This window comes from Streptomyces sp. N35, from assembly GCF_016464295.1.
Taxonomy (GTDB): Bacteria; Actinomycetota; Actinomycetes; order Streptomycetales; family Streptomycetaceae; genus Streptomyces.
On sequence record NZ_JAEIMH010000003.1, the window covers coordinates 177,283 to 203,031 of the forward strand.

Annotated in this window: 24 protein-coding genes; 4 read left to right on the forward strand and 20 right to left on the reverse strand. The window is 69.8% G+C overall.

The features are described 5' to 3' along the window. Positions 1 to 35: 35 nt before the first annotated feature. The 17 genes from JAO81_RS02635 to JAO81_RS02715 all read right to left on the reverse strand — a co-directional run bounded on the left by JAO81_RS02635 (position 36) and on the right by JAO81_RS02715 (position 20,375). Positions 36 to 1,469, reverse strand: coding sequence for an aspartate aminotransferase family protein (locus JAO81_RS02635; protein WP_199546074.1), 1,434 nt, complete (start codon positions 1,467 to 1,469; stop codon positions 36 to 38). Next, positions 1,466 to 3,355 (reverse strand): 1-deoxy-D-xylulose-5-phosphate synthase, encoded by a 1,890-nt coding sequence (gene dxs / locus JAO81_RS02640; RefSeq protein WP_199546075.1) that lies wholly within the window; start codon positions 3,353 to 3,355, stop codon positions 1,466 to 1,468. Before dxs ends, JAO81_RS02635 begins: the two co-directional genes overlap by 4 nt. Positions 3,356 to 3,420: 65 nt before the next feature. Continuing rightward, entirely contained in the window at positions 3,421 to 4,575 is a 1,155-nt protein-coding gene (gene ispG, locus JAO81_RS02645) for a flavodoxin-dependent (E)-4-hydroxy-3-methylbut-2-enyl-diphosphate synthase (protein ID WP_199546076.1), read from the reverse strand. Positions 4,576 to 4,579: 4 nt separating this feature from the next. After that, a complete protein-coding gene (hpnH, locus tag JAO81_RS02650) occupies positions 4,580 to 5,602 on the reverse strand; it encodes an adenosyl-hopene transferase HpnH (RefSeq protein ID WP_199546077.1) in 1,023 nt (340 codons plus the stop codon). A 5-nt stretch (positions 5,603 to 5,607) separates the two neighbouring features. Next, entirely contained in the window at positions 5,608 to 6,252 is a 645-nt protein-coding gene (locus JAO81_RS02655; protein ID WP_199546078.1) for a 1-hydroxy-2-methyl-2-butenyl 4-diphosphate reductase, read from the reverse strand. Then, the gene (gene shc / locus JAO81_RS02660) at positions 6,252 to 8,219 is read right to left on the reverse strand and encodes a squalene--hopene cyclase (RefSeq protein WP_199546079.1); all 1,968 of its coding nucleotides are present in this window, start codon (positions 8,217 to 8,219) and stop codon (positions 6,252 to 6,254) included. The genes JAO81_RS02655 and shc overlap by 1 nt, the downstream gene beginning before the upstream one ends. A gap of 143 nt (positions 8,220 to 8,362) precedes the next feature. After that, positions 8,363 to 9,484, reverse strand: coding sequence for a polyprenyl synthetase family protein (locus tag JAO81_RS02665; RefSeq protein WP_199546080.1), 1,122 nt, complete (start codon positions 9,482 to 9,484; stop codon positions 8,363 to 8,365). Then, complete coding sequence (hpnE, locus tag JAO81_RS02670; RefSeq protein WP_199546081.1) at positions 9,481 to 10,881, reverse strand: hydroxysqualene dehydroxylase HpnE; 1,401 nt, start codon at positions 10,879 to 10,881, stop codon at positions 9,481 to 9,483. Before hpnE ends, JAO81_RS02665 begins: the two co-directional genes overlap by 4 nt. A 181-nt stretch (positions 10,882 to 11,062) precedes the next feature. Beyond that, positions 11,063 to 12,016, reverse strand: a complete 954-nt coding sequence (gene hpnD, locus JAO81_RS02675; RefSeq protein WP_165330385.1) for a presqualene diphosphate synthase HpnD — start codon at positions 12,014 to 12,016, stop codon at positions 11,063 to 11,065. After that, the gene (hpnC, locus tag JAO81_RS02680) at positions 12,013 to 12,912 is read right to left on the reverse strand and encodes a squalene synthase HpnC (RefSeq protein WP_199546082.1); all 900 of its coding nucleotides are present in this window, start codon (positions 12,910 to 12,912) and stop codon (positions 12,013 to 12,015) included. The genes hpnD and hpnC overlap by 4 nt, the downstream gene beginning before the upstream one ends. Positions 12,913 to 13,278: 366 nt before the next feature. Next, positions 13,279 to 14,058 (reverse strand): ABC transporter ATP-binding protein, encoded by a 780-nt coding sequence (locus tag JAO81_RS02685; protein ID WP_165330383.1) that lies wholly within the window; start codon positions 14,056 to 14,058, stop codon positions 13,279 to 13,281. After that, positions 14,051 to 14,998, reverse strand: a complete 948-nt coding sequence (locus tag JAO81_RS02690) for an ABC transporter permease (protein WP_165330382.1) — start codon at positions 14,996 to 14,998, stop codon at positions 14,051 to 14,053. Before JAO81_RS02690 ends, JAO81_RS02685 begins: the two co-directional genes overlap by 8 nt. Before the next feature lie 126 nt (positions 14,999 to 15,124). Beyond that, positions 15,125 to 15,970: a glycosyltransferase family 2 protein gene (locus tag JAO81_RS02695; RefSeq protein ID WP_199546106.1), complete on the reverse strand. Its 846-nt coding sequence runs from the start codon at positions 15,968 to 15,970 to the stop codon at positions 15,125 to 15,127. Between the two features lie 44 nt (positions 15,971 to 16,014). Then, positions 16,015 to 16,794 carry a CDP-alcohol phosphatidyltransferase family protein gene (locus JAO81_RS02700; RefSeq protein ID WP_199546083.1) on the reverse strand — a complete coding sequence of 260 codons (780 nt, stop codon included), beginning with the start codon at positions 16,792 to 16,794 and terminating at the stop codon, positions 16,015 to 16,017. Beyond that, a complete protein-coding gene (locus tag JAO81_RS02705; protein WP_199546084.1) occupies positions 16,772 to 17,836 on the reverse strand; it encodes an iron-containing alcohol dehydrogenase family protein in 1,065 nt (354 codons plus the stop codon). The genes JAO81_RS02700 and JAO81_RS02705 overlap by 23 nt, the downstream gene beginning before the upstream one ends. Further along, the gene (locus tag JAO81_RS02710) at positions 17,824 to 18,561 is read right to left on the reverse strand and encodes a sugar phosphate nucleotidyltransferase (protein WP_165330379.1); all 738 of its coding nucleotides are present in this window, start codon (positions 18,559 to 18,561) and stop codon (positions 17,824 to 17,826) included. Before JAO81_RS02710 ends, JAO81_RS02705 begins: the two co-directional genes overlap by 13 nt. Then, entirely contained in the window at positions 18,558 to 20,375 is a 1,818-nt protein-coding gene (locus JAO81_RS02715; RefSeq protein WP_199546107.1) for a DUF5941 domain-containing protein, read from the reverse strand. Before JAO81_RS02715 ends, JAO81_RS02710 begins: the two co-directional genes overlap by 4 nt. 409 nt (positions 20,376 to 20,784) lie before the next feature. On the opposite strand from JAO81_RS02715, the gene JAO81_RS02720 reads away from it, so the two are divergent. After that, positions 20,785 to 21,720, forward strand: coding sequence for a cation diffusion facilitator family transporter (locus tag JAO81_RS02720; RefSeq protein WP_199546085.1), 936 nt, complete (start codon positions 20,785 to 20,787; stop codon positions 21,718 to 21,720). 21 nt (positions 21,721 to 21,741) lie between these two features. Here the strand turns inward: JAO81_RS02720 and JAO81_RS02725 are convergent, their stop codons facing one another. Then, positions 21,742 to 22,245 (reverse strand): DUF1801 domain-containing protein, encoded by a 504-nt coding sequence (locus JAO81_RS02725; protein WP_199546086.1) that lies wholly within the window; start codon positions 22,243 to 22,245, stop codon positions 21,742 to 21,744. A gap of 124 nt (positions 22,246 to 22,369) precedes the next feature. Here JAO81_RS02725 and JAO81_RS02730 point away from each other — a divergent pair, with 124 nt between their 5' ends. Both JAO81_RS02730 and idi read left to right on the forward strand, forming a co-directional pair. Further along, positions 22,370 to 22,885, forward strand: a complete 516-nt coding sequence (locus tag JAO81_RS02730) for a GNAT family N-acetyltransferase (protein ID WP_233414828.1) — start codon at positions 22,370 to 22,372, stop codon at positions 22,883 to 22,885. A 147-nt stretch (positions 22,886 to 23,032) separates the two neighbouring features. Beyond that, a complete protein-coding gene (idi, locus tag JAO81_RS02735) occupies positions 23,033 to 23,626 on the forward strand; it encodes an isopentenyl-diphosphate Delta-isomerase (protein ID WP_199546088.1) in 594 nt (197 codons plus the stop codon). Here idi and JAO81_RS02740 read toward each other — a convergent pair. Both JAO81_RS02740 and JAO81_RS02745 read right to left on the reverse strand, forming a co-directional pair. Then, positions 23,592 to 24,128 carry an ATP-binding protein gene (locus JAO81_RS02740; RefSeq protein WP_374194249.1) on the reverse strand — a complete coding sequence of 179 codons (537 nt, stop codon included), beginning with the start codon at positions 24,126 to 24,128 and terminating at the stop codon, positions 23,592 to 23,594. The genes idi and JAO81_RS02740 overlap by 35 nt on opposite strands. 131 nt (positions 24,129 to 24,259) lie before the next feature. Next, the gene (locus tag JAO81_RS02745; protein WP_199546108.1) at positions 24,260 to 24,835 is read right to left on the reverse strand and encodes an HdeD family acid-resistance protein; all 576 of its coding nucleotides are present in this window, start codon (positions 24,833 to 24,835) and stop codon (positions 24,260 to 24,262) included. 202 nt (positions 24,836 to 25,037) lie between these two features. Between JAO81_RS02745 and JAO81_RS02750 the strand changes: the two genes are divergently transcribed. Further along, positions 25,038 to 25,749 (forward strand): enoyl-CoA hydratase/isomerase family protein (locus tag JAO81_RS02750; RefSeq protein WP_233414829.1); only part of this gene is annotated, 712 nt, incomplete at its 3' end.

Here is a 25,749-nt window from a genome sequence, read left to right on the forward strand (position 1 = left end):
GCAAATCTTTTGCCTCTGAGGCAAAACGCCTGGGCTCACCGGTTGGCGACCGCCTGCTTCACCAAGGTCTTCCCGAAGTCCCACATCAGCGCTCCGCCACTGTGCGCATCGTCCATCACGGCGGTGAACGCCTCGACGAAGCGGTCCACCTCGCGCTCCCCGATGGTGAGCGGCGGAATCAGCTTGATGACCTCCAGATGATCCCCGGAGACCTGGGTGAGGATCCGGTGCTTCTGCAGCAGCGGCACCACGACCATCTGCGCGAACAGACCCTTGCGCGCGACCTGCAGCGCAGCCCAACGGCTGCGCAGCTTGAGCGAGTTGGGGCGGCCGAACTCGATGCCGATCATCAGCCCGCGGCCGCGTACGTCATGCAGCAGCTCATAGCGGTCCACGAGCGCCGCGAGCCGTGACTTCAGGAGCTCGCCGCTGGCCCGCGCGTTGGCCACGATCCGCTCGTCCTCCATGACCGACAGGACCGCGAGACCCGCCGCCATGGCCTGGGCGTTGGAGCCGAAGCTCGCCGAGTGCACCAGGACCCGGTCCATCGACGAGTAGACCTTCTTGAAGATCCAGTCCTTGCCGAGCGTGGCGCCGACCGGCACATAGCCGCCGGACAGCGCCTTGGCCACGCAGATCAGGTCCGGTTCGACGCCCTCCTCGTGCTGGTACGCGTAGAAGTCGCCGGTCCTGCCGAGACCCGTCTGGACCTCGTCCGCGATGAGCAGCGCCTTGTGCTTGTGCAGCAGCTCCTGGGCGGCGCGCAGATATCCGGGCGGCGCCGCGAGGACGCCCTTGCCCTGGATCGGCTCCACGATCAGACCGGCGACGTCGCCCTTCTTCAGCTCCCTTGCCAGCGCGTCGAGATCACCGAGTGCGACGGCGGTGTCCTCGAGCAGCGGCGCGAAGCCGTCCCGGAAACCCGACTCGCCGTTGACGGAGAGCGAGCCGGTGGTCAGGCCGTGGAAGGCGTGCGGGCAGTAGAGGATCCGGGGCTTCCCGGTCGCGTAACGGGCGAACTTCAGCGCGGTCTCGACCGCCTCCGTACCGCTGTTGCCGAAGAACACCCGGTCCAGATGCGGCGAGTGTGTGAGCAGCTTCTCCGCGAGCAGACCGGGCAGCGGCTGGCAGTCGAAGCGGGTGAGGTCGGCGAGCGAGGCGTCGAGTACGTCGTGCAGCGCCTTGCGGACGACGGGGTGGTGGCGGCCGAGCCCCATCACCCCGAAGCCGGCGAGCATGTCCAGGTAGTCCTGGCCCTCGGCGTCCCAGAAGTACGCGCCCTCGGCCCGCTCGTACACCTTGTCGAAGCCGATGGTGTGCAGCATCCGCGGCAGCTGGTGGTTGAGGTGGCGGCTGTGCAGCTCGTACCGTTCGGCGCCGCGCTCGGCCAGCAGCCTGCCCAGGTCGAAGCCCTTGCCGGCCTCGACCGTGGCGTCGCCGGCGACCTCGCCCGTGACCTCGTCCGTCATCCTTGGCTTCCTTCTTTCTGCTTACGGTCCCACGTGGCCCCGATCCGCCCGGCGATGTCGACGGCGGTGAGCCCCAGGTCGGCGAGGACCTCGCCCCGCTTGGCGTGCGCGAGGAACTGGTCCGGGATGCCGAAGCTCCGTACCGGAAGATCCACCTCGGCGTCCTGCAGCGCCTGGGTGACGGCCGAACCCACTCCGGAGGCACGGCTGTTGTCCTCGACGACGGCCAGCATCCGGTGCGTGGAGGCCAGTTCGGGCAGCGCCAGGTCGACCGGCTTGATCCACCGCGGATCGACGACGGTGCAGCCGATGCCGCGGCCTTCGAGAAGTTCCGCGGCCTTGAGGCAGACCGGCGCCATCACTCCGACCGCGACGAGCAGTACGTCCTGCGACGGCCCGCGGTGCAGTACGTCCATGCCGCCCACCCGGTCCAGCGCCGGGATCTCGGGGCCGACCGACTCCTTGGGGAAGCGCACCAGGGTCGGTGCGTCGTCCACGTCGACCGCTTCCCTGAGCTGGGCCCGCAGCTGCTGTGCGTCGCGCGGTGCGGCGATCCTGAGGCCCGGAACGACCTGGAGGACCGACATGTCCCACATGCCGTTGTGGGAGGCGCCGTCGGCGCCCGTGACGCCCGCCCGGTCGAGCACGAAGGTGACGGGGCACTTGTGCAGCGCCACGTCCATCAAGAGCTGGTCGAAGGCCCGGTTGAGGAACGTGGCGTAGATGGCGACGACCGGGTGCAGCCCGCCGGTGGCGAGACCGGCCGCCGACACCGCGGCGTGCTGTTCGGCGATTCCCACGTCCCACGCCCGGTCCGGGAAGCGCTCCGCGAAGGCGCCGAGGCCGACCGGGTGCAGCATGGCCGCCGTGATCGCCACGACGTCGGGCCGCTCCTCGCCGATCCGGACGATCTCGTCGCCGAAGACCGAGGTCCAGGAAGGCCCGTTGGACGGTGCGAGCGGCTCGCAGGTCAGCGGGTCCATCACCCCGACCGTATGGAAGTGGTCCTCCTCGTGCGCGAGCGCCGGCTCGTAGCCGCGGCCCTTCTCGGTGAGGCAGTGCACGAGGACCGGACCGTGGAACCGCTTGGCCCGGCTCAGCGCCGACTCGACGGCCGCGATGTCGTGCCCGTCGATCGGACCCACGTATTTCAGGCCCAGATCCTCGAACATGCCCTGCGGCGCGAAGGCGTCCTTGAAGCCCTTCTTCGCCCCGTGCAGCGACTCGTACAGCGGCTGCCCGATCACCGGGGTGTGCTGAAGGACTTCCTTGCCCCAGGCCAGGAAGCGCTCGTAGCCGTCCGTCGTCCGCAGGGTCGCGAGATGGTTGGCGAGGCCGCCGATGGTGGGCGCGTAGGAGCGTTCGTTGTCGTTGACGACGATGATCAGCGGCCGGTCCTTGGCGGCGGCGATGTTGTTCAGCGCCTCCCAGGCCATCCCCCCGGTCAACGCCCCGTCGCCGATGACCGCGACGACATGGCCGCCGTCGCCCCGTACCTGAGCGGCCTTGGCGAGGCCGTCCGCCCAGCCGAGCGCGGTGGAGGCATGGCTGTTCTCCACGATGTCGTGCTCGGACTCGTCCCGCGACGGATAGCCGGACAGACCACCCTTGCCGCGCAGCTTGGAGAAGTCCTGCCGGCCGGTGAGCAGCTTGTGCACATAACTCTGATGGCCGGTGTCCCAGACCAGCCGGTCCACGGGCGAGTCGAAGACCCGGTGGAGCGCGATCGACAGCTCCACCACACCCAGGTTGGGGCCCAGATGACCCCCGGTGCGGGCCACCGCGTGGACCAGGAACTCCCTGATCTCCTCGGCCAGTTCGGCCAGTTCCTCCTCGGCCAGCGCCTTGACATCGCGCGGCCCCCGAATCGTCTCCAGGATCGTCACGCCGGGCCCCCTCTCGGTCGGTGCCTCAACTCGCGCTCGACTGCTTGCCTTTCAAGGACGGACTGTCAGGAGACGGTCACGGCGGGTTCCCCGGACTCCACGCCGTCCTTCTCCATCTGTTCGGCGATCTTCATGGCCTCGTCGATCAACGTCTCGACGATCTTCGACTCGGGTACGGTCCTGACGACCTCGCCCTTGACGAAGATCTGCCCCTTGCCGTTGCCGGACGCGACTCCGAGGTCCGCCTCCCGTGCCTCGCCCGGACCGTTGACGACGCAGCCCATGACCGCGACGCGCAGCGGTACCTCCATGCCCTCGAGGCCGGCGGTCACCTCGTCCGCGAGCTTGTAGACGTCGACCTGGGCGCGGCCGCAGGACGGACAGGAGACGATCTCGAGGCGGCGCTGCTTCAGCCCGAGGGACTGAAGGATCTGCAGGCCCACCTTGACCTCCTCGGCAGGGGGCGCCGACAGCGAGACCCGGATGGTGTCACCGATGCCTTCGGACAGCAACGCACCGAACGCGACAGCCGACTTGATCGTCCCCTGGAAGGCCGGACCGGCCTCCGTGACCCCGAGGTGCAGCGGGTAGTCGCACGCGGCGGCGAGCTGCCGGTACGCCTGGATCATCACGACCGGGTCGTTGTGCTTGACCGAGATCTTGATGTCGCGAAACCCGTGCTCCTCGAAGAGCGACGCCTCCCACAGCGCCGATTCCACCAGCGCCGCGGGCGTCGCCTTGCCGTACTTCTCCAGGAGTCTGCGGTCAAGGGAGCCCGCGTTGACGCCGATACGGATCGGCGTGCCAGCCACGGAGGCGGCCCGCGCGATCTCGCGCACCTTGTCGTCGAACTGCTTGATGTTCCCGGGGTTCACACGGACCGCCGCACAGCCCGCGTCGATCGCCGCGAACACGTACTTCGGCTGGAAGTGGATGTCCGCGATCACCGGGATCTGCGATTTGCGCGCGATGGTCGCGAGCGCGTCCGCGTCGTCCTGTGTGGGACAGGCGACGCGGACGATCTCACAGCCGGACGCGGTCAGTTCGGCGATCTGCTGCAGCGTCGCGCCGATGTCCGAGGTCCGTGTGGTCGTCATCGACTGCACGGACACCGGCGCGTCCCCGCCGACGGCCACCGGACCGACCTGGATCTGCCGCGACCGGCGCCGCTCGACGAGCTGCGCCGGCACGGACGGCATCCCGAGCGCCACGGGGTCCATCACGTCACCCGCGGTTCCCGGAGACGGTCTCGCGCATCGCCCGCAGCGACTCCTTGAGGGAGCCCATGGTGGCGAGGACCGCGGTCGGCTCGTAGCCGCAGTGCGCCATGCAGTTGGCGCAGCGCGGGTCCTTGCCGCGGCCGTACTTGTCCCAGTCGGTCTCCTCGATCAGCTGCCGGTACGTCGGGACGTACCCGTCGCTCATCAGGTAGCAGGGCCGCTGCCAGCCGAACAGCGAGTAGTTCGGGATGGCCCAGGCCGTGCACGGGAAGTCGACCTTGCCCTCGAGGAAGTCGAGGAACAGCGGCGAGTGGTTGAGCCGCCAGCGCCGCCGGTTGCCGCCCGCGAAGGCCTTCTTGAACAGCTCCCGGGTCTGCTCCACCCCGAGGAAGTGCTCCTGGTCGGGCGCCTTCTCGTAGGCGTACGCGGGCGAGAGCATCATCTCGTCGACCTCGAGGTCGTCGTTGAGGAAGTTGAGCACCTCGATGATGGTCTGCGGGGTGTCCGTGTTGAAGAAGGTCGAGTTGGTAGTCACACGGAAGCCGCGCTTCTTGGCCTCCTTGATGGCCGCCACCGCCTCGTCGAACACACCCTCCTTCGCGACGGATTCATCGTGCCGCTCCCGCATTCCGTCGATGTGCACGGCGAAAGCGAAATAGGGAGAGGGCTTGAATTTGTCCATCTTCTTACGGAGCAGCATCGCGTTGGTGCAGAGGAAGACGTACTTCTTCTTCGCCACCAACTGCCGCACGATCTCGTCGATCTGCGGGTGCATCAGCGGTTCGCCGCCGGCGATCGACACCATCGGCGCACCGGATTCGAGCACCGCGCCAACGGCCTGGGCCACGGGCATCCGCTGCTTGAGCACGCCCGCGGGGTGCTGGATCTTGCCGCAGCCCTCACAGGCGAGATTGCACGCGTACAACGGCTCGAGCTCCACGATCAGCGGAAACTTCTCCCGCTTACGGATTTTCTGCTCGGCAAGATATGTCGCGACCTTGATGGACTGTCGAAGGGGCATGGCCATCTGGCTCACCTCCGGGGGAGCAGCAAAGAACGGTGCCATTCGTAGAAAGCAGGAAGTACAGAACGAAGAACGCGGAAGGCTGATATTCCACCGCGCACCGTGCTGATACGGACCAGTTCATGTTCCGGGGCGTCCACGACCACCCGGACGGCCGCAACGGGGTGCGAGCCCCCGGCGCGGGCGGTGTGCAGGGTCGCGGCGGACTCCATGTCCACCGCGATCGAGCCCTTGGCGAGCAGCTCGGCGCGTTCGTGTCCGCGCACGACATGGGCGGAGCCGGTGAGCGGACCGGTGTGCACGGTCCGCCCGGGTACCGCCTTGACCAACTCCTTGACCAGCAGCTCTGTCCCTTCGCAGGGGGTGGTGCCGCGGTCGTCGACCGTGTGCTCGGCGACGACCAGATCGCCCGGGTGCATTCCGGGCGCGAGCCCGGCGCAGAAGCCGGTGGCGATCACGGCGGCGCCTCGCAGACCACGGTCGGCGAGCGTGCGGCCGACCGCGCGCTCGGCGGCCTTCGGTCCCATACCGGTGCGCAGCACGGTGACCGGTCCCGCGGCTCCGCTGCGGTCGCCGCTGCGCAGGGCCAGCTTCTCGATGCCCAGCGCGCAGGCGATGAGCAGCGGGGCCACCGGTTCGTGCGTGGTGCTCATCAACCCCCCTCGTGCCCTGGGCCGTTGAGGTAACGACCGAGTGCGGTGAGCGGGAACACCTGCCGGTACAGGTGGTAGTTGATCGAGAAGTCCCAGGGGAAGCCGGTGCCGGTGAAGTACGGCTCGTCCCAGCCCCCGTCCGCCTGTTGCGTCTCGGCCAGCCACGCGACCCCGCGCTCCACGGCCTTGGACTCCCGCTCCCCCGCCGCGAGCAGGGCGAGCAGGGCCCAGGCGGTCTGCGACGCGGTGGACTCGCCCCGCGCGACCCAGGACTCATCCACGTAACTGCGCAGATCCTCGCCCCAGCCACCGTCGTCGTTCTGCACCGACTCGAGCCAGTCCACGGCCCTGCGGATCGCCGGATGCGCGGCGGGCAGTCCGGCGGCCACCAAGGCGGGCACCACGGACCCTGTGCCGTAGAGGTAGTTGACGCCCCAGCGTCCGAACCAGGCCCCGTTGGCCTCCTGTTCGGCAAGCAGCCAGGTGATGCCGCGCCGGGTGCGCGGATCGTGGGCCTTGCCCTCGCCGGCGAGGAACTCGACGACATGGGCGGTGACATCGGCGGACGGCGGGTCGATGACCTCGCCGAAATCGCAGAACGGAAGCCGGTTCGGGAACGGGCTGGTGTTGTCCACGTCGAACGCTGCCCAGGCGCCGTTCTTGGACTGCATCCCGTACGTCCAAGTAGTGGCCCGCTTCACCGCGGCGTCCACTCGCGCGGGGTCGGGGTGCCGGACACGGCGCAGCGCGAGGGCGACCTCGGCGGTGTCGTCGATGTCCGGGTAGTTGTCGTTGTGGAACTCGAACGCCCAGCCGCCGGGCGCCAGTTGGGGCCTGCGCACCGACCAGTCACCAGGCCGCGCGATCTCCTCGGCCAGCATCCAGTCGGCGGCCTTCACCAGGGCCGGATGGTCGGCGGGCAGCCCCGCGTCGGCCAGGGCGATGACGGCCAGGCACGTGTCCCATACGGGCGACTGGCAGGCCTCGATCATCCGCGCGCCGTCCTCGCGCCACACCGCGAACCGGTCGAGGGACGCCAAGCCCTCGCGCAGGACGGGGTGGTCGAGGTCGTAGCCGAGCAGATGCAGGGCGATCACGGAGTACACCGCGGGCGGCTGGATCCCGCCCCAGCAGCCGTCGTTCTCCTGCCGCTCGACGATCCACCGCCCAGCCGAGCGCATCGCCATCCGCCGCAGCCCCGGCACGGCCACCTTGTGGTACGTGTGCAGCACCTTGTCGAGCCGCTGGAATGCCCCGTCCCAACTGGCCACAGGGGCAAGAGGCTTGTGCGGGTTGGGATCGCGGGCGTCGGTGTGCAGCTCGTCGAGCGCGAACGGCGCGGGACGCACGGGGCGCTTGGCCGAGACGATGGTGAGCGGCACGATGGTCTGCCGCGCCCAGCAGCCGAAGTCGTAGATGTTGAGCGGGAACCACTTCGGGAAGTAGATGAGCTCCGGCGGGAGTTGGGGCAGATCATCCCACTTCCACCAGCCGAACAGCGCCAGCCAGATCCGTGTGAACACGCGCGCGGAGGCGATCCCGCCCTGGGCACGGATCCACGCGGAGGCCTTCGCCATGTGCTCGGCCTCGGGATCGTCACCGGCGAGCCGCAGCGCGACATAGGCCTCGACCGTGGTGGACAGCTCACCGGGTCCGCCGTAGAACGTGGCCCATGTGCCGTCCGCACGCTGCTCGCCCCGGATGAACAACGCGGAGGCCTGTGTGGTCTTCTCGTCCCGGATGCCCAGGAACTGACGAAGCAGCAGGTCCTCGGCGTCCATCGTCACATTGGTCTCGAGATCGCCCTTCCACCACCCCTCGTCGTCCTGGTGGTCGAGCAGATACTCGATCGCGCGCTGATTGGCCTGCCGCGCCCCGTCGAGCGCGGCGGGCGTGCGGACGGATTCGCTGGCCGCGGGAGCGTCGGGCGGGATCGCCCCGGCGCTTCCGTCGGTCGTCGCTGTCATGGCTTCCCCTTACGTGCAGTTTCGACTTCTGCTGTGCTGGGGTTCGCCGTCGGCCGATGCCTTGACCGCTGGGTCAGTGCACCGGCCGGCGACTGCGAGTCATATGAGCCCTCGAGGATCTGCGCTGCGCTTGTCGATGGCGATCATCTCTTCCGTACGACGACGAAGTCGGCGGGCGCCGCGGGCTGGGCCCTGGCCCCCTCCCGCCTGGCGGCACTCTCGATCCCCTCGGGGGCGGGCGGGTGGTGCCCGCGGGGCCCCCCGGCGGTCCACTCGCGTCCGCCCGCCTTCTCGATGAGCGCGGCCCGGTGCGCGAACTCCGCCTCGGAGAAGTTCTCGAAGTCGTTCGCCTTGGCGTCTGCGGCGAGCAGCCGCCCGAGCTCCTCGGACGCGGGCCCGCCGGCGGCGAGCGCGGCCACCACCGGCAGGGACTTCTTGCGCTGGCGCAGATCGCTCCAGGTCTGCTTGCCGGTGGACTCGGGGTCGCCCCAGATGCCGAGCAGGTCGTCGACGGCCTGGAAGGCGAGACCGAGGTGGTAGCCGTACTTCTCCAGGGTGTCGGCGGTCTTGTCGTCCGCGCCGCCGAGCACCGCGCCGATGGAGACGGCGCAGGCGAGCAGCGCGCCCGTCTTGTTGCCCTCCATCTCCAGGCACTCCTCGACGGTGACCCGCTCACGGTGCTCGTACGAGATGTCCTGGGCCTGACCGTCGATCAGCGCCCGGGTCGCGGCCGTCAGACGGCGCGTGGCGCGGCCGGCCTCGACGGTGTCGAGTTCGAGCAGCACCTCGTTGGCCAGCGCGAACAGCGCGTCCCCGACGAGGATGGCCTGCGCAGGGCCGTGCACCTTCCACACGGTGTCGCGGTGGCGGCGCTGTTCGTCGCCGTCCATCAGGTCGTCGTGCAGGAGCGAGAAGTTGTGCACCAGCTCGACGGCCACCGCGCCGGGGACGCCCACCTCGGGCGCCGCGCCCGCCGCCTCGGCGGACAGCAGCGCGAGCGCGGGACGTACCGCCTTGCCGCCGTCGCCGTCGGAGGGCCGGCCCTCGGCGTCGATCCAGCCGAAGTGGTACGCGGCGACCGTGTCCATCGGCGGCGCGAGCCGGTCGACGGCGGCGCGCAGCACCGGCGTGGCCAACGTCCGGCCACGCTCGAGCAGCGCCGTCACATCGGCGGCGTCCCCCTGCCCGTGGTCGGCGGCCGTTGCGGCCGAAGGCTCAGTCGGCACTGTCTCTCCTCTTGTTCCGGTGGTGGTGCTGGTACTCATGCCGCCTCCTCGAACAGATGGTCCTGGGGGCGGCCGAGAGTGCCGAGTGCGGCGCGTGCGGCCGCTGCGCCGCTGCGGACGGCGCTCTCCATGGTCGCGGGCCACCCTGTGGCGGTCCACGCGCCGGCCAGATACAGGCCCGGAGCTCTGGTGCGCGGTCCTGGCCGCAGCCGGCCCACGCCCGGTGTGGGGGCGAAGGTGGCGGTGCGCTCGCGCGTCACGAAGAAGTCGCGCACCTGGGCGCCGCGGGCGGCCGGCAACAGCCGCTCCAGCTCCGGCAGATACCTTTCGCGCAGCTCGGCCACGGGTGCGTCGATCTCGTTCTGCGCGATGGACTGCGAGACGGCGAGGTACTGGCCGCCGCCGTCGAGCCCGGAGGCCTCCGTGCGGTCGAACACCCACTGCACGGGGGTGCCGAGCGCGGCGAAGAAGGGCTGCTTGAGCACCTTGCGGTCGTAGATCACATGCAGGTTGAGGATCGGCGCGGTGCCGATCTCGAGGAGCTGGTCCTTGGCGTCGAGCGCGCCGTCGGGCAGCAGTTCATGGGCCTCGCGCTGCGGTACGGCGAGGACGATCGTTTCCGCGTCGATCTCCTCGCTGTCGGTGCGCACGCGCCAACTTCCCTCGTCCGTACGGGAGATGCCCGCGACCTTGGCGCGCAGCTCCGTGCGTACGCCGGACTTGTCGAGCGCCTCACGGGCGAGCCGGTCGTGCAGGTCGCCGAGCGGGACGTGGGCCCAGCCGATGTCCGCGGCGCCCGGTTCGGAGAGCAGCCCGGTCTTGAACACCATGGCGGCGAGGCCGAGTGAGGAGTCCCCGGCGACCGCGTTCAGCGTGGCGATGCCGACCAGGTCCCACAGCGCCTCGATGGCGCGCGCGGACTGTCCGTGGCGGGCCAGCCAGCTGCCGAAGTCCTCGTCGTCGAGGGCGGGGTCGGCGAGGTCGAGCGCCTTGAGCGCGAGGGCGGCGCGACCGACCTTGGCGCGCTCGGCGAGCGAGAGATGCGGATACGTGGCGAGGCTGCGGGCCAGATGCAGCGGTACGGGCAGCCCTGCGCGCCGGAGCCGGCCGAGCCGGGGGCTGGGGGTCGCGACATCGAGCACCGGTACGTCGAGCCGGTCCTGCAGCGGGGCGAGCGCGGCGCCGTCGACGCGGTCGAGGAACCAGCGGTACGCCGTACAGCAGCGCAAGTAGACGTGCTGGCCGTTGTCCACGGTGAGGTCGCCGCGCTGGAACGAGAAGGCGAGGCCGCCGAGGCGGGGCCGACCTTCGAGCAGGGTGACGTTCAGGCCGGCGTCGGCGAGTCCGAGTGCCGCGGTGATGCCGGCGAGTCCGCCGCCGACCACCACGGCACAGCGGCGCGCTGCGCCGTCGGCCTGCTCTTCCTGCGCGGTCATACGCCCTCCCCCGCGGCCATGCCCGGGATGAACTCCTGGTGGGTCATCTCAGTCAGGGACGCCGATCGCCGGTGGAGGGTTGCTTGCCGCTTGGGGGGATTTGCCCGGGCATCGTAAGGGATGCGGGCATCGGTCGGGATGCTGAGGCACACCCCGTACAAACAGCGAGGAGCCCTCATGGTCACGCCCGCCTGCCGGCGGATGTGTGCCGGGCGATGCTGCGGGCGTCGAAACCGGAGAGGCCGCGGACCGCGACGTAGGCCTTTTCGCGTCCGGGCAGCGAGACCCGCCCGCGCAGAACGGCTTCGGGGTCGCGCTCGATGCGGTCGAGCAGACGGCGGTAGATGCCGGCCATCGCGGCCACGCAGGCGCCGCTGCGGCGGTCGAGCATCGGCAGAAGCCGGTAGCCCTCGGCGAACAGGGCGCGGGCGCGGCGCACTTCGAAGTGGACGAGCCCCGCGAAGTCCGAGCCGGCCGGCGGCTCGGCGGAGGCGAACCCGGCCGAGCAGCCGAACTTGGCCAGATCGTCGGCGGGAAGGTAGGTGCGGCCACCTTCGGCATCCTCGCGAACATCCCTGAGGATGTTGGTGAGTTGGAGGGCCAGGCCCAGCGTATCGGCGTACTCCGAGGCGCGTTCGGTGTGCCGCGCGCCGGGCGCGGTGCCGAACACGCCGAGTGACAGGCGGCCGATCGCGCCCGCGACACAGCGGCAGTAGACCTTGAGGTCGTCCCAGGTCTCGTAGGTCTCGCCGCGGACGTCCATCAGGACGCCGTCGATCAGCTCGTCGAGCCCGTCGAGCGGGATCGGGAAGGCGCGTGCGGCATGGGCGAGCGCGACGCCCACCGGGTCGGTGTCGTCCTCGTCGACGCGGCCTTCGCGGATACGGTCGAGGAGTTCGCGGGTCTCTTCGAGACGGAGCTGCTTGACCTCGGGCGGCAGCGCACCGTCACCGATGTCGTCGACGCGGCGCGAGAACGCGTAGAGCGCGGACATCGCGCGTCTCTTGGGCGTGGGCAGCAGCCGGATCCCGTAGGCGAAATTGCGCGCCTGCTGCCCGGTGACGGCCTCGCAGTAGCTGTACGCGGCGAGCACCGGGGCGCCCGCGGCGTTGTTCCCTTCCACGGCCTCGCTCACCCCTCTCCACGGTCGGGTCGCAGGACTGCGCCCACCTCACGAAGGAGCTGGGGCTTGGTGGGCTTGGGCGGTCCGGGGAGCACGTCGTACTCGGCGGCGGCGATGGCGCGCAGGGCCGCCCGTCCCCCGGCGACGAAGCCGGCGAGCAGGAGCTTGAGCCTGCCGTGGACGCTACCCACGAGCGGGGTGCCTTCATTCAGGAGGTCCCGGGCGCGTTCTGCTTCGTATGCGATCAGCGAGCGCACCGCGGCGCCCGCGTGCGGGCGTGCCAGGTCGGACTCCTGTACCGAGCAGCGCTTCATGTCCTCGGCCGGCAGATAGATCCGGTCACGGGCGAGATCCTCGGAAACATCCTGGAGATGTTCGACGATCTGGAGCGCGGTGCATACGGCGTCCGAGCGCCGGACGCGCTCGGGGGTCTCGGTGCCGGTGACGGCGAGGACGAGGCGGCCGACCGGATTGGCGGAGAGTTCGCAGTACGCGAGGAGATCGTCGTACGTCTCGTAGCGGCTGACGAGCTGGTCCTGGCGGTTCGCGGCGATCAGGCCGAGGAACGGCTCCGGGGTCAGCGCGCGGCGGCGCACGGTGGGCTGCAGGCGCTGGAGCAGCGGATGGCCGGGGCGGCCGTCGAAGACCTTGCGCAGGTCCGTCTCGAAGGCGTCCAGCATGGCGACGCGGTCGTCGCTCCGCCCGGGGTCGAGGCCGAGGGCCAGGGCGTCGGCGCCGCCGGGGGCCAGGTCTCCGTCGCCGATGTCGTCGACGAGGCGGGCGAAGCCGTAGACCGCCATCAGGTCCTCGCGCCAGGCCCTGGGCAGAAAGAACGGGGCCACCGGAAAGTTCTCGTCGGCGGCCTTGTCCAGCGTCGCCCGCTCCTGGACGTCCGCAGAGCGCCTCATCGGCCGCCGCCCGCCCGGGGAAGGGGCGCAGGGACGGCGAAACGCTGTCGGAGCTGGGAGTTTTCCGTAGCCATGGCCGTCACTCTCCCGTTCTACACTGCCGACCCAATTCACTCTATTTCGGACACGCCGCCCGACTGATCCAGCTTACGTTGTACAGCGCCGGGCGGAATGCCGGGGTGTTCTGCACATCACAACAACGCACCTATTCGTGTCAACCTTCCTCACAGGTAAGGAAGTTGACCAGGAATTGACCTCGTCACCCGGTCTCACGGGACTACGCAACCCGTGACGCTAGGGAGCCCACCCGGGGCGCCGCGGCGGCCCCCCGCGGGCGCCGGGCCGGGCTCCCTAGCGTTCGAACGGCTACTTGCCGGTGAACTTCTCGTATTCCTTGAGGACCTCGGCGGTCGGCCCGTCCATCCGCAGCTCTCCGCGTTCGAGCCACAGGACCCGGTCGCAGGTGTCGCGGATGGACTTGTTGTTGTGGCTGACCAGGAAGACCGTGCCGGCCTCCTTGCGCAGCTCACGGATCCGCGCTTCGGAGCGCTTCTGGAAGGCGCGGTCACCGGTGGCGAGGGCCTCGTCGATCATGAGGACGTCGTGGTCCTTGGCGGCTGCGATGGAGAAGCGCAGCCGCGCCGCCATGCCGGAGGAGTAGGTGCGCATCGGCAGGGTGATGAAGTCGCCCTTCTCGTTGATGCCCGAGAAGTCGACGATCCCCTGGTAGCGCTCCCTGATCTGCTCGCGGGTCATGCCCATCGCGAGCCCGCCGAGTATGACGTTGCGCTCGCCGGTGAGGTCGTTCATCAGCGCCGCGTTCACACCGAGCAGCGAGGGCTGGCCGTCGGTGTAGACCTTGCCCTTCTCGGCGGGCAGCAGGCCGGCGATGGCCCGCAGGAGCGTGGACTTGCCGGAGCCGTTGGAGCCGATCAGGCCGATGGCTTCGCCCCGGTACGCGGTGAAGGAGACGCCCCGTACGGCGTGCACCTTGCGCACACCGCGGTCCTCGCCGCGCTTGATGATGCGGCTCAGGGCCGCGGTGGCGCTGCCCTTGCCGCTCCTGGCGCCGTTGACGCGGTAGACGATGTGCAGCTCGTCCGCGATGACGGTGGGGATGTGGGTGTCGTTCCGCTGCTCAGCCACGGCCGTAGCGCTCCTCTGCCTTCCAGAAGTACACGAAGCCGATGACGCCGGTGACGACCGCCCAGCCGAGCGCGAGGGCCCAGACGTGCGGCGGCAGCGGGTTGTAGGCGGTGATCCCGTCGATCAGCGCGTACCGCATGAGGTCCATGTAGACCGCTGCCGGGTTGGCGAGCAGCACGTCGGCGACCCAGGACGGGGCGTGCGCCTTGGCCAGCATGGGGGCCAGCGGGAACATCACGCCGGACGCGTACATCCAGGTGCGCAGCACGAACGGCATCAGCTGCGCGAGGTCGGGCGTCTTGCTGCCCATCCGCGCCATGATCATCGAGAGGCCGACGTTGAACGCGAACTGCAGCACCAGGGCCGGGATGATCAGCAGCCACGACAGGTCCGGGTAGTGCCCGAAACCGATGAGGATCGCGAACAGCACGAGCATCGAGAACATCAGCTGCTGGAGCTGCTGGAGCGAGAACGAGATCGGGAGCGAGGCGCGCGGGAAGTGCAGCGCGCGCACCAGACCGAGGTTCCCCGAGATGGACCGTACGCCCGCCATCACCGAGCTCTGCGTGAAGGTGAAGACGAAGACGCCGGTCACGAGGAACGGCACGTACATGTCGTTGCCCATGCCGCCCCGGCCGCCGAGCAGCAGGCCGAAGATGAAGAAGTAGACCGCGGCATTGAGCAGCGGCGTCGCCACCTGCCACACCTGGCCCAGCTTGGCCTGGCTGTACTGCGCGGTCAGCTTGGCCTGCGAGAACGCGAGGATGAAGTGGCGCCGGGTCCACAGCTGGCGCACGTACTCCAACAGCCCGGGCCGGGCGCCGCTCTGGCTCAGGCCGTACTTCGCGGCCAGTTCGGCACGCGAGAGCCGATCGTCCGGGGACTCTTGCCCCAAAGACGCTGTCACGGTGACACCGCCGTCATGCGTCGTCTCACTCACAAGTGGAAACTTTCGTCTTCTTGAATGCGCCGGGGTTTTCGCGCACAGGCGAGTACCTGGGCCGGCCGGGGTCCGGGGTGTCCCCGGAAAATGCGGTCGGCCCGAATGGTCTCAGACACGAGCTTGTCAGATGACAGGAGGTCGGCCCAGTCGGGTCAGCCGCCATACCGTCCGCCACTTCATGGGGCGCCGCGGACCGCAGGAGGTCCGCAAGCCCTCCTTGAAGCCGCCGAACCACGCCCTGAGCGCGGGCCGGGAGGGCCTGCGCAGCAACGTGAGCAGCAGCCACAGACCCAGGTAGACGGGGACCAGAGGCGCCGGCAGATTGCGCCGGGCCAGCCAGACGCGGTTGCGGGCGACCATCCGGTGATAGACCGCGTGCCGCGAGGGCGCCGTGGTCGGGTGGTACAGGACCATGTCCGCGCGGTAGTCGATCATCCAGCCGGCGTCGAGGGCCCGCCAGGCCAGATCGGTCTCCTCGTGCGCGTAGAAGAACGCGTCGGGCAGGCCGCCGACCTCGGCGAACACCTTTGTGCGTACGGCATTGGCACCGCCGAGGAACGTGGTGACCCGCGAGCTGCGCATCGGGTCGGACGCCCTCAGGCGCGGGACGTGGCGGCGCTGGGTCTCGCCGGTGTCGGGGTCGGCGATCCGGAAGCTGATGATGCCGAGCTCCGGGTCCGCGGCGAAGGCACGGCGGCACAGCTGGGCCGTGTCCTGCCGGGCCAGCAGACCGTCGTCGTCGAGGAACAGCAGGATGTCGATGTCCTTGCCGTTCTTGCCGAAGGCCTCGATACCGACGTTGCGGCCGCCGGGGATGCCGAGGTTCTCGGGCAGCTCGACGGTGCGGACGCCCGCAGGGACCTCGGGCACGGGCGAGCCGTTGCCGACGACGACCACCTCGATCCGGTCGCCGTCCTGCTTGGCGACCGAATCGAGCAGCGCGCGCAGCTCGTCGGGCCGGTTGCCCATCGTGATGATGACGGCACCGACCTTCAGCCGCTCGGCCTCGACGGTCACTTCAACCTGCTCGAGGCCAGGATGGACACCAGGTGCAGCAGCGTCTGCAGCAGCGCGATGCCCGCGAGTACGGCGACACCGAGACGCGAGAAGAACAGGTCGCCGCGCGCCGAATCCACGATCGCGAGGACCAGGATCAGGAGCGAGGCCTCGATGCCGAGCACCAGGCGGTGGAACTTCAGGGCGGACGCGGCCTTGCGGGCCAGGGCCATCCCGGAGGAGCGGATCTCGCTGGCCGCCTCCTGGACCACGGGCTTGCCGGTCTGGTGCCGGGCCACGCCGACCAAGTCCGTCTCGGCCTTGATCAGTACGGCGCCGAGCGCGGCGAGCGTACCGAGGAACGCCCACAGCCAGTCGATCCGGCCCTCGCCCCAGATGTCCGCGGCCCGCAGACCGAAGCCGACCAGGACGGCGGCGTCGCAGAGATACGCGGCGACGCGGTCGAGGTAGACACCGGCGAGCGAGTACTGCTTCTTCCAGCGGGCCAGTTCGCCGTCGACGCAGTCGAAGAGGAGGTAGAGCTGCACCATGACCACACCGAGCACCGCGCCCCAGATACCGGGGACGAGCAGCGCGGGGGCGGCGAGGGCGCCGGCGAGGGTCATCACATAGGTCACCTGGTTCGGGGTGACCTTCGTGTTCACCAGGTGCCGGTCCACCCGCAGCGAGATCTCGCGCATGTAGAGCCGGCCGGCCCAGTGCTCGCCGCTGCGGCGGTCCTTCACCCCGGCGGGGTGAACGACCGGGCGCAGTTCAGCTACCGATGGCTTTTGCATAGTCGGCGTAGGCGTCCTTGATCTGATCGGCGTTGTAGTCGAGGTGCTCGAGGATCGTGTAGCGGCCGGGGCGGGTCTGCGGCGCGAAGAGCACCGCCTCGACCAGGTCCTGCCGGCTGAAGCCCATCTCGTCCGCGAGCACGGGCAGTCCGTGGCGGCGCAGCGTCTGGGCCATCTCGCCGGCGGTCTCCAGATCTCCCCGCAGGAACGTGGCGAACGCGCCGCCGAATCCGCACTGCTCGCCGTGGAGCGCATTGCGCTTGGGGAAGAGCAGGTCGAAGGCGTGGCTGATCTCGTGACAGGCCCCTGACGCGGGCCGCGAGTCGCCCGCGACCGACATGGAGAGCCCGCACATCACGAGGGACTCGGCAAGGACGGTCAGGAAGGCGTCGTCGCCCACACCGCCCGGGTGCCGCAGCACCGCATGGGCGGACTGCCGGGCCATGGAGGCGGCCAGACCGTCGACGAGTTCACCGTTGACCTTGTTGGACAGCTCCCAGTCGGCGACGCAGGAGATCTTGCAGATCACATCGCCGACACCGGCGCGCACGAAGCGGACGGGGGCGTCCCGGATCACGTCGAGGTCGATGACCACGCCGATCGGGCTCGGCACCCCGTACGAACCGCGGCCGGCGTCGTTGTCGAGCGTCGCGACCGGGGAGCACAGTCCGTCGTGCGCGAGGTTGGTCGCCACGGCGACCAGCGGGAGACCGACACGGGCCGCCGCGTACTTCGCGCAGTCGACGACCTTGCCGCCGCCGAGCGAGACCAGGGCGTCGTAGCGCCCGGCCTTCTTGACCGCGTCGGCCAGCGCGATCGCGCCGTCGAGCGTGCCGTCGGCCTGGCTGAACCACTGCGCGCCCGGGAACAGCGGGGCGAAGCGCTCCTGGAGCGCCTTGCCCGAGCCGCCGCTGACGGCGAACGCGAGCTTTCCGGTGGGGGCGATGCGCTGGTCGGTCAGGATCGTCGGCAGATCGTCCAGCGCGCCCGCCCGGATGTCGACGACAACCGGGCTCGGCATCAGCCGGGTCAGTACTGGCACGCGATCTCCCGGCCCTTGGCGAGGTCGTCGTGGTTGTCGATCTCGACCCACTTCACGTCACCGATGGGGGCCACGTCGATCTTGAAACCGCGGTTCACGAGCTCCTGGTAGCCGTGCTCGTAGAACTGCTGCGGGTCGGCGTCGAAGACCGTCTTGAGGGCGTCGGCCAGCTCGTCGGCCGCCTCGCCCTCGATGAGGGTGAGGCCGATGTACTCGCCGGAGGCCTCCGCCGGGTCCATCAGCTTGGTGATCTTCGTCATGCCCTTCTCGGCGTCGACGACGACCTTCATCTCCTCGTCCGCGAGGGACTTCACCGTGTCGATGGCGAGGATGATCTTCTTGCCGTCACCGCGGGCGGCGAGCAGCGTGTGCTCGACGGAGACCGGGTGCACGGTGTCGCCGTTGGCGAGGATCACGTCGTGCTTGATCGCGTCGCGGCCGCACCACAGGGAGTAGGCGTTGTTCCACTCCTCGGCCTTGTCGTTGTCGATCAGGGTGAGCTTCAGGCCGTACTTCGCCTCGAGCGCCGCCTTGCGCTCGTAGACGGCCTCCTTCTTGTAGCCCACGATGATCGCGACCTCGGTGAGACCGATCTCGGCGAAGTTCCCGAGGGTCAGGTCGAGGATGGTGGTGTCACCGTCGACGGGCACCAGCGCCTTGGGCAGGGTGTCCGTGTACGGACGCAGACGCCGTCCGGCGCCTGCCGCAAGGACGAGGCCGATCATGCGGGTTCTCCTTCGTCGTGTACGGCGGGTGCGCCCTGGCGTGCGGCGATCACCCAGAAGCGGATGCTCTCGACGAGCACCACCAAGGCCACGGCCACGGCGAGAACCGTGAGCGCGACCGAGAAGTCTTGTGCGGACAGAAGTGCCGCCGCGACCGCGACGACGAGCGTCCTTCCCTCTTGCCCGCCGATCGCCCGCACGAGCCAGGTCGGGGGCGCGCCGGTGCCGCCGCGGATGCGGTACACCGTGTCGTAGTGATGGTAGGCGACCGCGGCCACCAGGCCGAAAGCCGCGGGAAGGGCTCCGTTCACGTCCGCATGGGCCGCGAGGATGAGCACGGTCACGTACTCGCCGACGCGGAACAGCGGGGGGACCAGCCAGTCGAGCGGGCCCTTGAGGGGGCTGCTGACGGCGAGCCCGCTGAGGATTCCGTACATGGCGGCGGCGCTGATGAGAGCCCAGTCGCCGTACCCGGAAGCGGCGGCGGTGAGGACCAGCGTCACAGCGAGCGCGGCGATCACCGGGGCGAAGAAGCCGCCGAGCTTGCGACCGCGGCCGGGCAGATCACCACCGAGGTACGTGGCCAAGGGGCCGTTGTCCGCGAGGTCCACCAGCGCCCGGGCGGCCCGGTCCGTGCGCTGCGCCTTGCGCGTGAGCGACCGCAGCACGCGGCCGGCCGTCGTATAGAGGGCCGCGAAGGCGCAGCCGATCAGCAGCACCACGAACGTGATCCGCGGAGTGGCCAGCGCGGTCAGGATCGCTATGAGCGCCCATCGCTCACCGATCGGCAGCACGATCATCCGCCGCAGCCACACCGTCCAGCCGACGCTGTCGAGCTTGTCGGAGAGCGCGGCGGTGGGACTGGTGTTGGCGGTGGCGTCGTGGTTGGCCTCGTTGAACGAGAAGTCGACGACGTGCCGGCAGATCTGCAGGATCATCGCGCCGAGCGCCAGGGCCCATACGTCGTCGCCGCCCCGGGCGGCTCCGGGCGCGAGGCCCGCGGAGTAGGCGGACTCCTTGGCACGGTCGAAGGTGGCGTCGAGGCAGGCGCCCATCGTCGAGTACTGCAGCGAGTAGCGCGCGAGCTGCCCGTCGGTGCAGTCCAGGACGAACGAGAAGATCAGCAGCACACCGGCCGCGACGAAGCCCCAGCGCTCACCCGTCGCGGCGCAGCCGGCCGCGATCAGCGCGGTGATCAGCGAGGCCGTGGTGACCTGGTTCGGGGTGAGTCCCCGGCGGGCGCACCAGCGGGCGATGTAGCGCGAGTACGGGCTGATGAAGTGGGTGGTGAAGAAGCCGTCGCGGGATTTCACGGCGGTACGGAGGCGGACGGCCTCCTCGTCGACGGCGTCGACGGCCTGCCGGGCCTCGTTGCGTGCCTGCGGGTCACCGGGGACCGCGGCGACGAGAGTGCCGAGCTCGGGGCGGTGCACTTCGGTGCCGTCCGCTTCGAGGGCGGCGGCCACCCGGTCCGCGAGCGCGTCCACGCGTACGACGGTGTCACCGCCCGCTCCCGCCGCGGCCTGCTGTACCGCGCGAGCCAGGGCGGGCAGGGCTTCGGGGAGCGCGGCGACCGCGCCGGGCACGGCCGAGGCACGGAAGCGGGGGTCGGTCAGGCCGAGGCGCAGCGCGTGCCGATGGCCGACGAAGCCCGCGTCGACGAGCGCGACCCGCTCATCGGCCGGTGCGGCGGCCAGCAGCGCGGCGGTGTCCGCCGGCGTGGACGCGACCCGCACGTCGAAACCCAGGGCCCGCAGATCGCCTTCGAGCGACGAGCCGGGTACCGGCGAGCCGGTGAGAATGGCGGTCGACAGACGGACTCACTCCTTGGGGGGCCGGCGCTCGGCGCCGGACGGCGTGCAGGTGGGGACCACCGGACCGGCGGCCCGGGCGGCACGTCGGCTGAGGTTATCGGATGAATGGAAGCGGGCGTTCACCGCCCGTTCACGACGTGATCATGGTGGACTGCAGCTGCACCGCCACCGCGTTCATCTTCCTTTATCCGGCCCGCAACTCACAAACCGCGTCGTCCGCGGCGGGGCCGGGTCCCGGGCGTCGCAAGCCTCTGACCTGCGGAGCGTTTGCGCAGGTCAGGGCACATGACAACGGTGTTCAGTGCAGCGTTGCCAGATACCCCCCACCCGTAGTTCACTGTGATCGCCGGCCCGCTGCGAGGGCTGCGCCGCACCTGCGTGTGACGAAGACTTTTGCGAGGGAGGGCCGATGGGAGCCGGGCACGACCACGGGCACACAGGCACCAATTCGGGTGGCACGGTATCCGCCGCGCATATGGGGCGGCTGCGCATCGCGCTGTGCATCACGCTCGGCATCATGGTCGTCCAGATCATCGGTGGCATCGCCGCGAACTCGCTCGCTCTGGTCGCCGACGCGGCCCATATGGCGACCGACGCCCTCGGGCTCGGGATGGCCCTGCTCGCGATCCACTTCGCCAACCGCCCGGCGAGCGTGAACCGCACCTTCGGCTACGCCCGCGCGGAGATCCTGGCGGCGCTCGCCAACTGTCTGCTGCTGCTCGGGGTCGGCGGCTTCGTGCTGTACGAAGCGGTCGAGCGCTTCTTCACCCCCGCCGACACCGACGGCGGTCTGGCGATCATCTTCGGTGTGATCGGCCTGGTGGCGAACCTGATCTCGATGTCGCTGCTGATGCGGGGACAGAAGGAGAGCCTGAACGTACGCGGGGCCTTCCTGGAGGTCCTCGCGGACGCGCTCGGCTCGGCCACGGTGATCGTCTCCGCGCTGATCATCCTGCTGACCGGCTGGACGGCCGCCGACCCGATCGCGTCGATCGTGATCGGCCTGATGATCGTGCCCCGCACGGTCAAACTCCTTCGCGAGACCCTGAACGTCCTCCTGGAGTCGGCGCCCAAGGGCGTCGACATGGAAGAAGTGCGCTCGCACATACTGGCGCTGCCGGGCGTCGAGGACGTGCACGATCTGCACGCGTGGACGATCACCTCGGGCATGCCGGTGCTCTCGGCGCATGTCGTGGTCAGCGCGGAGATGCTGGACTCGATCGGCCACGAGAAGCTGCTGCACGATCTGCAGGGGTGCCTCGGTGACCACTTCGACGTGGAGCACTGCACCTTCCAGCTGGAGCCGGGCGGGCATGCGGACCACGAGGCGAAGGTGTGCCACTGAGACACCCCGCGGGGTGGGAGGTCAGGAGACGGCGCGGCGCACCAGCTCGGCCACCTGCTTCTCGATCGCGGGCGTCAGCTCGGTGATGGCGTACGACGTCGGCCACATCGAGCCGTCGTCCAGGTTGGCAACCTGCTCGAAGCCGAGCGTGAGGTATCGCGTCTTGAACTTCGCGGCGGGCGTCACGAAGCACAGGACCTTGCCGTTCCTGGCGTACGCGGGCATGCCGTAATAGGTGCGCGGGATCAGGTCGGGGCCGTTCTCCTTGATGATCTCGTGCAGCCGCTCGGCGATGGCCCGGTCGCTGCCGGTCATCTCCTCGATCTTCGCGCGCACGACGCCCTCGGGATCCGCCTTCTCGGCGGCCTTGAGCTCCTTGGCCCGCTCCTTCATGGCCGCGCGCTCTTCCTCGGAGAAGCCGTCGTACGACTTCGCGGGGGCCTTCTTGGCGGCGGTCTTCTTCGCTGCGGTGGTCTTCGCCGCGGTGGTCTTCGCTGCGGTGGTGGTCTTCTTCGCGGTGGCCATCGGAGTGCCTTTCGCTGCGGGCCGGCGTCTGTGACTCCAGGCTAGGAACCGGGACGGGTCGGTGGCTTCTTCAAAACTGCTTGATCATGGGGAGATGGACAAGCGGCACGACAAGGAGAAATGCATGGGAACGGACTGGGCCGTACGACCGGAGAAGCCGTCGGACCGCGCGTCGGTGCACGCGCTGAACGCGGCCGCCTTCGAGACCTCGATGGAGGCGGACCTGGTGGACGCGCTGCGCGAGGACGAGCAGGCGTGGATCGAGGGCCTGGCGTATGTGGCCGAGACGCCGGACGGCGAGCCGGCCGCGTACGCCCTGATCACTCGCTGTCTCGTCGACGAGGAGCCGGCCCTTGTGCTCGCTCCGGTGGCCACGCTGCCGAAGTACCAGCGGCAGGGTGCGGGCGCCGCGGTCATCGAAGCGGTGATCGAGGCGGCCCGTGCGCGGGGGCAGGAGCGGCTGCTCACCGTCCTGGGCCACCCCGGGTACTACCCGCGCTTCGGTTTCACCCGGGCATCGGAGTTCGGTGTGCGGCCGGGGTTCGAGGTGCCCGACGAGGCGATGATGGCGATGGTCCTCGAGGGCGCGGGTCCGGTCCCCGCGGGCACGATCCGCTATCCGGCGGCTTTCGGAGTGTGAGCAACCATCCGGGTATGCGGGGGCGTCAGCCCCCACATACCCGCGAAGCGCCCGGGCGCCGCCCGGAAAACCGCCCGGTGCGGAGCGGCGGAGCCCGGCACCCCGGAAACTGCGGCAAACTTGAGGCTTCGACCCGAAAGGATGGTTATGCCGATCACCCCAGCCACCGCGGCGAACAGTTCCCAGAACGGCGCCGCGGAAGCGATCCTGCTCGAACTGGTCGACGAGGACGGCACTACCATCGGCACGGCGGAGAAGCTCTCCGCACACCAGGCGCCCGGTCGGTTGCACCGGGCGTTCTCCGTGTTCCTCTTCGACGAGCAGGGCCGGCTGCTGCTGCAGCGCCGGGCGCTCGGCAAGTACCACTCCCCCGGTGTGTGGTCCAACACCTGCTGCGGGCACCCGTACCCGGGCGAGGCGCCGTTCGCCGCGGCCGCCCGCCGCGTGTCCGAGGAGCTCGGGGTCTCGCCGTCGCTGATGGCGGAGGCCGGCACGGTGCGCTACAACCACCCGGATCCCGAATCGGGCCTGGTGGAGCAGGAGTTCAACCATCTGTTCGTCGGGATGGTGCAGTCCCCGCTGCGCCCGGACCCCGAAGAGGTGGGCGAGACGGCGTTCGTGACGCCCGAGGAGCTCCTGGTGCGGCACGAACACGGCCCGTTCTCCGCTTGGTTCATGACCGTGCTCGATGCCGCCCGGCCGGCGATCAAGGAGCTGACGGGTCCCAGCGCGGGGTGGTGACCTGGGGCTTGAGCGGCAGGGCGGCCCAGATCACCTTGCCGCCGGTCGCGGTGTGCTCCGCGTCGCAGGCCCCGCCGGCTTCCTTGGTGATCTCCCGTACGAGCAGCAGGCCGCGTCCGCCCGTCTGCCCCTGATCGGCCTCGAGGGCCTTGGGACGGTACGGGTGGTTGTCCTCGACGGACACGCGCACCCACTCGGCACCCACGGCCACCTCGACGGCGAGCATCGGCGAGAGCAGCGCCGCATGCCGTACGACATTGGTGACCAGCTCGGAGACGATCAGGAGCAGGCCCTGCACCGTGTCGTCGGCGGCGGGGACACCCTGCCGGGCGAGCAGATCGCGGACCGCACGGCGGGCCTGTGGCACCGAGGCGTCCACGGACGGTGCGGTGAATCTCCAGACTCCCTCGTACGGCAGCGGCCCGGCCGTTGGTCGGTCGGGGGGCACCCTGCCGTATTCGCGCATCTGCCGGTCGCCGCCCTCACGCTCGATAGTCACCACCCTTCGAGTTTGGGAAGGTTTTGGTCCGGACCGGTTCGGTGACCGGAACTCGTCGCGTATCGACGGCATTTGACCGAGTGCGTATGACGGCGTCAGTTGTGCGACTGCTTCGTGTGCTTCTTGTTCTGACTTCAAGCTGTCGGGGATTCAGGGGGTTTGGGAGCCTCGGAGTCTTCAACTCCGCTTACCAGACTGACGATTCGGCGGCCCGCGATCCCCATCGCGATCAGACCGAGACCGTCGAAGAGCAGGGCGAGAGAGAAGAAGCAACCGATCACGTACAAGCTGCTGCCGGGCCACTCCGCCAGGATCAGCACACCGATCAGAAGGCCGAACGCGCCCTGCACCAGGGTCAGTCCGAACTGCGGCCCGCGTACCACGACACTGCCCACCAGGCGGAACACACCACCGGTCAGGAACAGCAGCGCGGCGAACATCGTCAGCGCCTCGGCCGTGCCGTCCGGATGCCGGATCACGACGACGCCCGCGGCGATGTTGAGGGCGGCCACGACCACGCCCAGCCAGAAGAAGTTGGACCCCCGCATCTGCAGCGACTGCACCAGACCGACCAGACCGCCGATGAGCAGCAGCCAGCCGAAGAGGATCATCGAGGTGAGCGTGGCCACGCCGGTGTAGACCAGACCGACGAGACCACCGAGTACGAGGATCGCCCCGAGCGCGGTCATCAGGCCGAGGCTGCGGTTCATCTTGCGGCCGGGTTCGGTGAGCTGCGTACCGCCGGAGGTACTGCCGGGCGCAGTGCCGGACGTGGGCTCGGCGGCTGCGGCGGGCCCGGTCTCCGTGCCCAGGTCCTTGCCTGTTCCTTCTTCGGGTGTGGCCATGGCGTCTCCCTACGGGCCGCCCCCTGGTCCGATCGTACGAGCAGGGGGTGCGGATAGCATCCGGCGCATGTCCTCGGATCCCCCGCCACAGCTTGTCCATGCCCTTGCCGACGGTGTCGCCACGGTCGTGATCTCGCACGCGGCCAAGCGCAACGCCATGACGAACGCCATGTGGCGGGCCCTGCCCCCGCTGCTCGACGAGCTCGCCGCCGACCCTGGGGTGCGGGTGCTGGTCCTGACGGGTGAAGGCGCCACGTTCTGCGCGGGCGCCGACATCTCGGGCCTGGTGGAGTCCGCCGACGAGGCGCGCGAGCTCGCCGTTCGGGCCGAGGAGGCCCTCGCGGCGTTCCCGAAGCCGACGCTCGCGGCCGTACGGGGGCACTGCGTGGGCGGTGGCTGCCAGCTGGCCGTGGCCTGTGATCTGCGCTTCGTGACGGAGGGTGCCCTGTTCGGGATCACGCCCGCGAAGCTCGGGATCGTCTACGCGGCGTCCTCGACCCGGCGGCTGGTGGATCTCGTCGGTCCCGCGACGGCCAAGTACCTGCTGTTCTCGGGCGAGTTGATCGACAGCGCCCGGGCGCTGCGCACCGGACTCGTGGACGAGGTGCACGCCGAGGACGAACTGGACAAGCGGGTGGCCGAGTTCGCCCGCGTCCTGGCGTCGAGGTCGCTGCTCACCCAGGTGGCGGCGAAGGAGTTCGCGGCCGGGCGAACCGGCCGCGAGGAGTACTTCGGGGCGCAGATGCGCGAGGGCGGCGACACCGCGGAAGGTGTCGCCG